At 70.8% G+C, this 10,256-nt stretch carries 13 protein-coding genes; 9 read left to right on the top strand and 4 right to left on the bottom strand.

Going from position 1 to position 10,256, the window contains the following annotated elements:
- The first annotated feature begins 146 nt into the window (after nucleotides 1–146).
- Nucleotides 147–695, top strand: coding sequence for a hypothetical protein (locus ACF1FZ_RS33670; protein WP_391777174.1), 549 nt, complete (start codon nucleotides 147–149; stop codon nucleotides 693–695).
- A gap of 60 nt (nucleotides 696–755) precedes the next feature.
- On the opposite strand, the gene ACF1FZ_RS33665 is transcribed toward ACF1FZ_RS33670, so the two are convergent.
- The 4 genes from ACF1FZ_RS33665 to ACF1FZ_RS33650 all read right to left on the bottom strand — a co-directional run bounded on the left by ACF1FZ_RS33665 (nucleotide 756) and on the right by ACF1FZ_RS33650 (nucleotide 5,234).
- Nucleotides 756–1,379, bottom strand: coding sequence for a hypothetical protein (locus ACF1FZ_RS33665; protein WP_391777173.1), 624 nt, complete (start codon nucleotides 1,377–1,379; stop codon nucleotides 756–758).
- Entirely contained in the window at nucleotides 1,376–3,340 is a 1,965-nt protein-coding gene (locus ACF1FZ_RS33660; protein WP_391777172.1) for a type IV secretory system conjugative DNA transfer family protein, read from the bottom strand. Before ACF1FZ_RS33660 ends, ACF1FZ_RS33665 begins: the two co-directional genes overlap by 4 nt.
- A 125-nt stretch (nucleotides 3,341–3,465) precedes the next feature.
- Nucleotides 3,466–4,947 (bottom strand): DUF2637 domain-containing protein, encoded by a 1,482-nt coding sequence (locus ACF1FZ_RS33655; protein WP_391777171.1) that lies wholly within the window; start codon nucleotides 4,945–4,947, stop codon nucleotides 3,466–3,468.
- 65 nt (nucleotides 4,948–5,012) lie between these two features.
- A complete protein-coding gene (locus ACF1FZ_RS33650) occupies nucleotides 5,013–5,234 on the bottom strand; it encodes a hypothetical protein (protein ID WP_391777170.1) in 222 nt (73 codons plus the stop codon).
- A gap of 252 nt (nucleotides 5,235–5,486) precedes the next feature.
- Between ACF1FZ_RS33650 and ACF1FZ_RS33645 the strand changes: the two genes are divergently transcribed.
- From ACF1FZ_RS33645 to ACF1FZ_RS33610, 8 genes are all read left to right on the top strand, one after another.
- Nucleotides 5,487–5,687, top strand: a complete 201-nt coding sequence (locus tag ACF1FZ_RS33645) for a hypothetical protein (protein ID WP_391777169.1) — start codon at nucleotides 5,487–5,489, stop codon at nucleotides 5,685–5,687.
- Between the two features lie 276 nt (nucleotides 5,688–5,963).
- A complete protein-coding gene (locus ACF1FZ_RS33640) occupies nucleotides 5,964–6,149 on the top strand; it encodes a hypothetical protein (RefSeq protein ID WP_030902838.1) in 186 nt (61 codons plus the stop codon).
- Nucleotides 6,146–6,418, top strand: a complete 273-nt coding sequence (locus ACF1FZ_RS33635; RefSeq protein WP_391777168.1) for a hypothetical protein — start codon at nucleotides 6,146–6,148, stop codon at nucleotides 6,416–6,418. Before ACF1FZ_RS33640 ends, ACF1FZ_RS33635 begins: the two co-directional genes overlap by 4 nt.
- Nucleotides 6,418–6,846, top strand: a complete 429-nt coding sequence (locus tag ACF1FZ_RS33630) for a hypothetical protein (protein ID WP_391777167.1) — start codon at nucleotides 6,418–6,420, stop codon at nucleotides 6,844–6,846. The genes ACF1FZ_RS33635 and ACF1FZ_RS33630 overlap by 1 nt, the downstream gene beginning before the upstream one ends.
- Nucleotides 6,840–8,390, top strand: a complete 1,551-nt coding sequence (locus ACF1FZ_RS33625) for a DNA cytosine methyltransferase (RefSeq protein WP_391777166.1) — start codon at nucleotides 6,840–6,842, stop codon at nucleotides 8,388–8,390. The genes ACF1FZ_RS33630 and ACF1FZ_RS33625 overlap by 7 nt, the downstream gene beginning before the upstream one ends.
- Nucleotides 8,387–9,070: a DUF1643 domain-containing protein gene (locus ACF1FZ_RS33620; RefSeq protein ID WP_391777165.1), complete on the top strand. Its 684-nt coding sequence runs from the start codon at nucleotides 8,387–8,389 to the stop codon at nucleotides 9,068–9,070. The genes ACF1FZ_RS33625 and ACF1FZ_RS33620 overlap by 4 nt, the downstream gene beginning before the upstream one ends.
- Entirely contained in the window at nucleotides 9,067–9,501 is a 435-nt protein-coding gene (locus tag ACF1FZ_RS33615) for a hypothetical protein (protein WP_391777164.1), read from the top strand. Before ACF1FZ_RS33620 ends, ACF1FZ_RS33615 begins: the two co-directional genes overlap by 4 nt.
- Nucleotides 9,498–10,211 (top strand): hypothetical protein, encoded by a 714-nt coding sequence (locus tag ACF1FZ_RS33610; protein ID WP_391777163.1) that lies wholly within the window; start codon nucleotides 9,498–9,500, stop codon nucleotides 10,209–10,211. Before ACF1FZ_RS33615 ends, ACF1FZ_RS33610 begins: the two co-directional genes overlap by 4 nt.
- The last annotated feature ends 45 nt before the right edge of the window (nucleotides 10,212–10,256 follow it).

The raw sequence follows: 10,256 nt of genomic DNA, 5'->3' as shown, positions 1-10,256 counted from the left end.
CCCGATCCTGGACAGCCGACGAACGGCGCACTGGACTGAAGTCTGCCGCCCAACGAGGGAACCACCCCGCTCAGCCCGGACGTACGGCGCGGCCGTGAGGACGGAACCTCTGGCACCGTGTCAGTCCCCGCGGCTACCTTCGTTCCATGGCCAGCAGCAGCGAGCACGGCGGGCACGGCCCCCGGCGCCTCCATCAGTCGATCGGTGACGTACTGCGGACGCCCGAGCGGCCGCAGCCGGCGCCCGGGACGACACCCCAGTGGCCTGGCCACGAGTACGGCCCGACGCCCGTTCCAGCGAAGGCGCCCGGGACACCAGGTCTGCCGGAAGGGGTGCGCCGCACGCGGCAGGAGCTGGAATCGGTCCGGGACGACGCCGCCCGCCAGTTCCACGCCGGCGACGACGCCCGCGTGCACGTCGAGGTCGAGGTGCGCCAGGCGAAGGCGGCCGCCCACGGAGTGTGGGCCACCGCCGCGTGGCTGTTGGGCGAGCTGCAGGCCGCGCCGATCAGCCAGGAGTGGTACGAGTACCCGTACACCAACCGCCAGGTGGGGCTGGAACGCACGCACGCCCGGGACCGGATCGAGGGCAACGACTGGCCCGACGTCGACCGGGACTATGCCGCCGGGGTCCAGTACACGGTGGGCTGGAGCTTCTGGCCGGACGAGGAACGCCCCGTGCCGCCCGCAGGATGACGTACGGCACGCGAAGAGGCCCGGACCATCGGTCCGGGCCTCTGTCGTTGGGTGGGCGGATCAGCTGAGCACTTCGCCCGTCCGCAGCAGGTGCAGGTACCGCGCCAGCTCCTCGCGGTCTTCCTCCACCTTCTTGTTCTCGAACGGGTTGGGCTTGTGGCCGTTGCCCGGGTCGCGGCCGTTGCCGCCGCCCTTGCACTCTTCCAGGATGAACTTGCCCTGGCGAACGGCGTCGGGGAGCCAGCGGCCTAGCCACTCAGCGACCCGCAGCGGAGACGCTTCCTTGTCGAGGTAGGCCCAGTGGTGGCTCATCATCAGGCTGGTGAGGCTTTCCACCATGTCCGGGTGCTGCCACCAGCACGAGGAGGGGCGCTCCGTGTATCCCAGCATCTCCTTGTAGGAGCGGGGCCAGCGGACCCGGAACGTGCCCTCCACCCACGTCAGCAGGATCTCCCAGGCTTCCGCCTGCTGCTGCGGGCCAAAGGTCTTCCAGTTCCAGACCGCTCCGGCATCGCTCTTGGGCTTGTCCGCCAGCTTCTTGACGACCAGGGACAGTTCCTGGATGCGGTCCGCGAGGTTCTGCCCCTCCAGCGTTTCGAGGCGGCCGTTCACCTCGTCCAGCTGCCGACCCAGTTCGCGGGTCCGCTCCCAGACGGCTTTCGTCTCCTTGGGCTGGTCGATCATCCGGTCTGCCCCCAAACGTTCTGCTCAGCGGCCGGCGCCTGCCCGGGGATCGTCCCCGGGTACGCGGCAGGCTGCTGCTGCGGGATCACCGGAGCCGTGGCGGGCATCTGCGGCGGGAGGACGGGCCCGGCGATCTGTACGCCCTTCTTCTTCAGCTTGGCCTCCAGCTTCGCCTGTGCCTTCTCCTGCTTCAGCAGTTCCTTGACGTCCTTCCGGTTCCACACCGGGGTGAAGGCGTACCGGATCGGCGGAAGATGCCGGTAGAAGACCAAGCCCGTCCCTTCCTTCATCTGCCGGATGGCGTCCTGCGGCATGATCCGGACCCGCCGCACCGAGACGTTGCGGGACTTCTTGTCCTCGTCCGTGGCGGACGAGGAGGCCACTTCCTCGTCCTTCTCCCCGCAGAGCAGGGAGAGTTCTTCCAGATCCTGCGGGATGGACAGACCACCGAGGGCGACCCGGACGGAGTTGTTCATGATGGTCTGCGCCCCGTTGTGGCCCCACCGCTCCCGCAGCTGGGACGGGGACTGGACGCTGACCAGGAGCTGAATGTTCCGGCCGCCCGCGTCCGCCGACCACTTGTGCAGGGGAAGCGGGCAGATCACGGCCGCCTCGTCCAGGACGAAGCGCACGTACGGGTCCATGCGGCCGCCGGGGCTGTTGTCCGCCTCCAGGTACGCCGCCTCGTAGATCTCGCCCACCAGGGCGGTGAACAGCGGGGCGACGCTGCCGTACTGCTGGTCACGGCCCATCAGGTACAGGGTGCCGCGCGAGCGGAGGAAGTCCTGCACGTCGAACTTCTGCTGTCCGGGCCGGGGGGACACGATGTCCATGACCTGGGGGAGCGACATGAACTCGAACGAGCGGACCAGCGTCAGGTACACGCTGTCCCGCGTCTTCTCCGGGGCGTTCCGCATCTGCGAGAGGCCCCGGGCCCAGCCGGCGGGCACCAGTTCCGGGTGGCTCTCCAGGATTTCCAGGGGCTCACGGTCGGTCGAGTCGGTCACCCAGGCCCGGACCTGGGCCAGGTCGTAGCCCCGCAGGCCCGCCGCCATCAGGTAGCAGGAGAGCACCATGAAGGAGTGGCCCTCCCAGAAGGAGGCGTGTTCCATGGCCTCCCCGCTGGCCGAGGCCGCGAGCAGGTACCCGGCGCGACGCAGGGCCACCACCGGGTCCTGGCAGCCCTCTACCAGGTTCCAGTGCAGGGTGTTCTGCGCCCCGCTCACGCCCGCGTTGAAGACCCAGACGGGGCGGTTGAAGGTCCGCCGCAGCTGGTGGGTGTGGTCGTAGAGGTCACCGCGGGTCGAGGTCACCACGCAGGCGCCCGCCGCGTCGATGATGGCGTTGCCGTACTGCGCGGACTTGCCGGTACGCGGCGGTGCGTACATCAGCACGATGTCCTCGCAGGCGACGAACAGCCCCTTCTTGTAGAGGAGATCCGTTCCGAGGTGCAGCCCGACCTCGTGAGGGCTGATGGAACGGCGCTTCGCACCTTCCAGGGACGGGCGGAGGGTGTCCGCGCGGGCCCGGAGCCCTTCCTGGGACAGCCACTTCTTGAGTTCCTTGGGGTTGGCGAACCCGACCCGGGCCGCGTCCTTCCCGTTCGTGGTGGGGCCGGACTTGCCCAGGTCCCACTTCTGCTTCAGGTGGAGGTACCCGAGGCCGCCGCCGGCCACGACCGTGAGGCCGAACCCGGGCCAGCCGCCGAGGGGCCAGTTCGAGCCCACGGTGTTGATGAGGTCGAGGGCCCCGCCCACGGACGGCTCGGGGAGTCCGCCGTTCTCGGCACCGGCCGCGAGCGCCACGGCGGGCAGTCCGGCCGCCGCGTACGCGGTGCCCTGGCGGGACTTGCCGAGCGCGGAGGGCTTGTGAGCGTCGATGATGCGGTGCAGCCAGTGCGGCATCATCCCGCCCGGCAGGTCGGTGGTGGGGGGTGTGGGATTCTCTTCCTTGCGTGACACGAGCACTCTCCTCTGTCGCGAAGTCCCCGGGTTGGGCGGTACCAGCGCCTCCCGGGGGCGCTTAAGTGACCGGTGACCTCACGATCACCGTACGAGCCAGGACTGACATTCAGCCCCGGGTTTTCTCAGCTGTGCTTGTCGATGATGGGCTTCAGGTACTTCCGGGCCGTGCCCTCCGTGAAGCCGCTTCCGTGGTGCAGAGCCTTTGCCAGCGCGCTGGCCGACTGGTTCGGGTAGCGCTGTTCCGCAGGAAGCCGCAGGTAGCGGTACTCCAGCAGTTCCACGCCCGTCAGGTCCGGCTCAGGCTCCGGCCCCCCGTTCGCGCCGTCCTCGTCCTCGTCCAGGCCCTCGTCCACGGCCTCGTCGATGACCTCCGGCACCGGCTCCGGCTCAGGCGCCGGAACGGGCTCGGGGTAGTCGCCAATTGGCGACTGGACCGCCTCGTCCGCGTACGGCTCCACCTCCGGCTCGGGGGTGAACGGCTCCGGCTCCGGGGTCTTCTGCAGCCAGTCGGTCCCGTCGATCCGGGCCTGCACCATCGCGGGCCGTCCGTCGCTTCGGGCCGCGAGCGGTCCGCCAGCGGCCGCCAGCTGGCCGCCGTGCTGGAACTGGTCGTACGGCTGACGCTGCGGTTCGTACCCGCCCTCGTAGTACGGCTCCGGCTCCGGCTCAGGTTCCGGGGCCGCTTCCAGCTCCGGGGCCGGGGTCGGCTCGGGGTGCCCCGCGGTTTCCTCCACCGGGTCCTCGTAGTGCCCGTGGTGCTCCGTCAGGTCGACGTCGACCGGTTCGGCGGCCGCCTGCTTCGGCAGGGCCGGGCGCTCCGGGCGGCCGTCGAGCCGTTCCAGTTCGGCGGGCACCGGGATGCCCGCAGCCGCCAGGCCCGCCGGCGCCGTCTCGGAGATGGGCACGCCGTACTTCGCCAGCCGGAGCGGCATCAGCGCCTCCACCGGGGCCTTACGCCGCCAGCCACGGCCGAACCGGGCCTGCAGACGGGACTGGTAGATGAGCCGGGCCTGTTCCAGGCTCACGGCCTTCTCGTAGCTCCGGACCTCCCAGAGCTTCATCCGGCGCCACAGCCGGAAGGTGGGCAGAGGCGAGAGCAGCCACCGGGTGATCCGGACGCCCTCCATGTGCTTGTCGGCGGTGATGTCCGCGATCCGGCCGACCGCGTGCCGCGCGGCTTCCACGGAGACGACGAAGAGAACGGGGATCACGGCGTGCATCCCCACGCCGAGCGGGTCCGGCCAGGCGGCCGCCGCGTTGAAGGCGATCGTGGCGCCCGTCAGGAGCCATGCCGTCTGGCGCAGGAGCGGGAACGGGATGCGGAGCCAGGTCAGCAGCAGGTCGAGGCCGAGGAGCACGACAATTCCCGCGTCGATGCCGATGGGGAACCAGTACGCGAAGGTGCCGAACCCCTTCTCCACGGCGAGCGCACGCACGGCGTTGTACGAGCCGGCGAAGCCGATGGAGGCGATGACGACCGCACCCAGGGCGACAATCCCGATCAGCCAGTAGTGGACCCGGGTCAGTTCCGGAATGCCCTTCTTCTCTTCAGGCTCGGTGGCCGATCCGGGGGGATCAGCGGCCGTACCCTGGTGGTGACGCATGTAGGTCTCCAAATCTCAGCGTCCTGGGCCCTGGTGGTGTGTCCTCACCACCGGGGTTCCTTCTCTCAGCTCTCGTCCGTGGGCTTGGCGTAGCCCTTCCGGGCCAGCCACTCGTCGTACGCGGCCGCCACCTGTTCCTTCAAGCTCATTCCGGTGTCGAGCTTGCAGAGCGTGCCCCGGCGGTGCAGCTGAAGGTCTTCCGGCACTTCCACGTTGAGGGGTCGCATCCGAACGACTTCCTCCTTCTTGGGTCGGCCCCTGCGCTTGGGCTTGGGGTCTTCGGTCATGTGGTCGCCACCTCTCCGTGTACTGCGGGTGGAGGGATGATCCCACTGCGCGGCTATGGATCTATGAAAGCAGGTCCCTAGGTTCCTAGCAACTATTTTTCCTAGGTTCCTTGCAACCTAGGAAAAAAGGCCCTACGGTGGAACCAGAACGAACGAGAGGGCCGGGGTTCCCGCCCCGACCCTCTCCGCCCGGAACGGCGTTGACGCGCCTTCCGAGCTGGGACACCCCTATTCGCAGAGAGAGGGATCTCCGTGCAGAAGTCTGCCAGCCGGACCACCGGCATCTCCATCCCGGCCCCCGCGAGCCGCCCCCGCCTCGTGCTGGTCGGCAAGAAGGGCCCGGCGTTCAGCTCCCCGTGCGCCGACTGCGACGGGTTCGACACCGTCGTGATCCGCCGCAACGGCGAGGCGTCCACCGTCCGCTGCACCTGCCAGCTGGCGGTGAGCGCATGAGCGCCACCGACGACGCCGTGAAGAAGGCCGAGGCCGCCCGCCAGAAGGCGGAGGCCGACCTCCGCCGCCACGGCCAGGCCATGAGCGGGATCAGGGGCCGCAAGTGAGCGCCCGCCCGCCCCTGCCGGTTCGTCCGCAGCCCCACGAGCGCGACGGACGCCAGCCGCAGCAGCAGCCGGCGCGGCCGCACCCCGCCCGATAGGGCCCCCGGTGGGCCGGTCGCCAATTGGCGACCGGCCCGCCTCCCCTTGCACGCCTTGATGGAGAGGCACACCCATGTCGCACTGCACCAACCCCACCGTGCTGGAACGGATCTCCGACGCCGACCTGCGCGCCGACAGCCGCGCGGAGTGGCTGGCCGGGGAGTACCGCGCCGGCGAGTACCCGACCGCCCACGTCCACTACGACCTGACCGACGCCGCGTTCGTCGTCGTCGCCCCGCAGGGGGGTGCGTCCGCGTGACCGTCGCCCGCGAACGCCTCATCGCCCTGGCCGCCCTCGTCTTCTCCGTGCTGGTCATGGCCACCTCCGTGGACATCGGCCGCAACGCGATCGAGGCGGCCCTGTCCGGGCTGACCGCGTACAGCACCGTCGTGGTGCTGGCCGCGCTCGCCCTGTCCGTGGGGCTCCGGAAGATCTGGAAGGCCAGCAGGACCGTGCTCGCCGTCGCCGTCGTGATCGCCCTCGTCCTGTTCGGGATGGGCAAGGCCGTGGCCGAGGTGATGAGCTGATGCGCGCCCTGACCATCCGCCAGCCCTGGGCGGCCGCCATCACCTACGCGGACAAGCGCGTGGAGAACAGGGTGTGGCCGACCTCGTACCGCGGCCCCGTGCTCATCCACGCGGGCAAGACCGTGGACCGCCGCCACGGCCCCATGGTCGCCGCCGTGGTGCGCGGACTGCAGCTGGACCTGGGGGCCGTGCTCGCGGTCGCCCGGATCATCGACTGCCACCAGGACGACGGGGAGTGCACCCCGTGGTCGACCACCGGGAACTTCCACTTCGTCCTGGACGAGGTGACCGCCCTCCCGCTCCCGATCCCGTGGGCGGGCGCACAGCAGCTGTGGACCCCGCCGGCCGCCCTCGTGGAGAAGGTACGCGAGCAGCTGTCGAGCGAGACCGCCGCCCACGTCCTGCGTGAGGAGGCGGGCCCGTGCTGACCGTCTACGACGAGTTCGCCGGAGTCGGCGGCTCCAGCAAGGGCGCCACCGCGGTCAAGGACCGTGAGGGCAAGCCGCTGACGGAACTCATCTTCGCGGCGAACCACAAGAAGGACGCCGTGGAGGACCACGCCCGCAACTTCCCCGACGCCGACCACTTCGAGGGCGACGTGGCCCGCGCGAAGATCGAGACCTTTCCCCGGGCGGACATCTTCTGGGCGAGCCCGTCGTGCCCGCCGTGGAGCAACGCGCGGGGCAAGCGCCGGGACTTCGACAACTCCACCCAGGGCGTGCTGTTCGGGGAGAGCGAGCCGGACCCGGAGATCAAGCGGGCCCGCGCGCTCATGGAGGAGGTCCCGCGCTACCTGAACGCGATGGTCCTGCGGGGCAAGCCCGTGCTGTGCGGAGTCGTGGAGAACGTCGTGGAGTGCCGGAAGTGGGACCAGTGGTCCCGCTGGCTCCGCGAGGTCCGATGCGGGGGCCTGTACGAGGTCCGCGTGATCGCGGTCAACTCCATGCACGTCAAGGCCCGGGGGAGCCGCAGGGCCCCGCAGTCGAGGAACCGCCTGTTCGTCGCCTACTGGCTCAAGAGCTTGGGCCGGACGCCGGACTGGAACAAGTGGCTCAGGCCCAAGGCGTACTGCCGGACGTGCGACGCCACGGTGTCGGCCATGCAGGTCTTCAAGCGCCTGAACGTCGACATGGGCGCGTACGGGCGCAACGGCCAGTATTGGTACCGGTGCCCGAACGCGAAGTGCCGCAACGCGATCGTGGAGCCCGAGGTGATGCCCGCCTCTGCCGTCATCGACTGGTCGATTGAGGGCCGCCGGATCGCGGACCGGGACGAGCCCCTGGCCGACGCCACCATGGAGCGGATCGCCCGGGGCATCGCGAAGTTCGCGAAGCCGTTCACGGTGCCCGCCGGCGGGACCTGGCGGACCGAGCCCGTGTCGGTCGAGGACCCGATGCCGACCCGCACGACCCGCGAGACGGACGCCCTGGCCGTGCCGCCCCTGCTCATCCCGACCGAAGGCCGGGACGGGAAGGTGGCGACGTCGACCGAGGAGCCGATGCGGACCCAGACCGCCCGCAACGAGACCGGACTGGCCATCCCGCCGTTCCAGATCAGTCTCCGGGGCGGAGGGTCGAAGAAGACCGCGTACGGCGTGGACGAGCCCGTGGGCACGGTCAGCGCGAGCGGGAACCACCACGGCCTCGTCACCGGCCAGCGCCTGCTGATCCCGTACTACAGCACCGGCACGGCCCGCACGGTCGAGGAGCCCGTGGGCACCGTGACCACCCGCGACCGCTGGTCGCTCGCGGAGGTCGAGGAGAACGTCGACCTGGGCGACGTGCGGTTCAGGATGTTGGAGCCCCATGAGATCGGCGCCGCCATGGCGTTCCCGGACACGTACATCGTCACCGGCAGCAAGCGGGACAAGGTGCGGAAGTACGGGAACGCGGTCACGCCGCCCGTGGCCGAGGTCATCGTGTCCGCGCTGGTCGAGGCGGTCACCGGTGAGCCGCTGGAGGTGGCGTGGTGACCCGCCGCCAGGTCCTGCAGATGAAGGGTGGCGTGCAGCTGCCGATGTTCGCCGTCGAGGTCGAGCCGGAGCCCGCCACCGTGGCGGGCCCGGCCCGGCCGGCGGCCGCCGAGTGGGCCGAGGCTCACGGGCTGGAGCTGCAGACCGGCCCGCACGGGTCTGCGGTGCTCAGCCCGTGCGGCACCTACCGGTACCGGCTGGACCGGATCTGGGACGAGGACACCGCGCCCATAGTGTGGGTGATGCTCAACCCGTCCACCGCGGACCACGCCGAGGACGACGCCACGATCCGCCGCTGCACCTCGTTCGCGAAGGCGGCCGGGCACGGCGGCATGGTCGTGGTGAACCTGTTCGCGCTCCGCTCGAAGGACCCGGGCCAGCTCCGGACGCACCCCGACCCGATCGGCCCGTTCAACGAGGCCGCGCTGATCGAGGCCACCGACGACGCCGTACGCGTCGCGGCCGCGTGGGGCGACGTCAGCCGCTCCGAGCGCGCCCGCCAGGCCCACGCCGTCACCGCCCTGTTGGTCGGCCACGGCCACTCCCTGGAGTCCCTGGGAGTCACCGGCAAGGGCCACCCCCGACACCCGCTGTACGTGCGCGACGAGACCGAGCTGACCCCGTACGACCCGCAGTCGCCAATTGGCGACCGCTCCGCCGAGCCGGAGGTGGACCGGTGAGCAAGGAGAACGAGGAGTTCAACCCCTGGCGATGGGACCGGGACAACGCCCGCAACGGGCAGGCCCGCCTCACCGTCGAGCAGAACGGCCACAAGGTCTCCCTGGACCACCGGGGCGTGTCGATCGACGGACAGCGGATCGTCCGGGACGACCCGGCCAAGGGCGAACACGGCTTCCAGATCACCCCGACCGGGACCGTCATGTACCGGGGCCAGGAGGTGGCCGCCATCGAGCCCTCCCCGGACGGCACGGCCAACCCGGGCGAGGTGACCGTGTGGGGCAAGGACGGGCCGACGCTCCCCGAGCGCAGGCAGCGCGACCTGGCCGCACGGGAGCGCGAGGAGGACGAGCGGCGCGGCCGGGACGACCGGTACCGCGCCAGCGAGCAGCACCAGCAGGAGTTCACCCGAGGACAGGAGATGACGCTGTGAGCGACCAGAGCCCCGCGCCGTTCGATCCGGCGCTCTACCTGATCGAGCAGGCCCACCGGCAGCCCGTGCCCCCGACGTTCCGCCCCGCCCCGCAGCTGCCGCCGCAGCGGTCCGCCGGCCGCTGGCTGTGGGACCACTTCGGGCGCCTGGCCCCGGCCCTGGCGACCACGAGCATGTCCGCGCTCGCGTGGAGCTGGGGGCACAACCTCCCGGACGGCTCCACCGCCCCGCTGTGGATTACGGGCAGCCTGGCCGCACTCGCCGGGTGCGCGGGGTGCGTCGCCGCGTCGAAGCAGCACGGCGACAACGAGACCGTGCGCGTCTCGTTCGGCGGGGCGGCCGTGCTCGCGTTCGCCGGGGTGACCGCGTGGACGCCGGACTGGCAGCTGGCCACCCTGCTGTGGGCCGGGTGCACCGCCGCGGTGTACGCGTTCTGTGCACCGCTGTGGCGGGCCGACCGCCGCGAGACCCGCACCCAGGAACACGAGCTGGTCATGGAGGAGACCAAGGGGCTCAACGAGGCCCGGGTGAAGGCGATCGAGACCGCTGGCGCCGTGGCGACGGCTCAGTGGGAGTACCACCAGGAGCAGGCGAAGGTGGCCGCGATCGTGGCGGCCGCCGACGCCCGCCAGCGCCGCGCGATCCAGCCCGGCCAGGAGCTGGACGTGCAGGCCCTGCTGAAGGCCGCGCAGGTGGCCGAGCTGAACTGACCGACCCGGCAACGACGAAGGGCCCCGCCATCACGGCGGGGCCCT

Origin of the sequence: Streptomyces sp. NPDC014623 (assembly GCF_043088245.1) — a bacterium.
In the GTDB taxonomy this organism is placed as follows: domain Bacteria; phylum Actinomycetota; class Actinomycetes; order Streptomycetales; family Streptomycetaceae; genus Streptomyces.
The sequence above is the reverse complement of the archived record's forward strand: the minus strand, read 5'-3'. Positions and strand labels throughout refer to the sequence as shown.

Bases quoted from the DNA above. Each gene is read 5' to 3' on its own strand.
- ACF1FZ_RS33670 (WP_391777174.1), top strand. From the start codon at position 147: ATGGCCAGCAGCAGCGAGCACGGCGGGCACGGCCCCCGGCGCCTCCAT.
- ACF1FZ_RS33665 (WP_391777173.1), bottom strand. From the start codon at position 1,379: ATGATCGACCAGCCCAAGGAGACGAAAGCCGTCTGGGAGCGGACCCGC.
- ACF1FZ_RS33655 (WP_391777171.1), bottom strand. From the start codon at position 4,947: ATGCGTCACCACCAGGGTACGGCCGCTGATCCCCCCGGATCGGCCACC.
- ACF1FZ_RS33650 (WP_391777170.1), bottom strand. From the start codon at position 5,234: ATGACCGAAGACCCCAAGCCCAAGCGCAGGGGCCGACCCAAGAAGGAG.
- ACF1FZ_RS33640 (WP_030902838.1), top strand. From the start codon at position 5,964: ATGTCGCACTGCACCAACCCCACCGTGCTGGAACGGATCTCCGACGCC.
- ACF1FZ_RS33630 (WP_391777167.1), top strand. From the start codon at position 6,418: ATGCGCGCCCTGACCATCCGCCAGCCCTGGGCGGCCGCCATCACCTAC.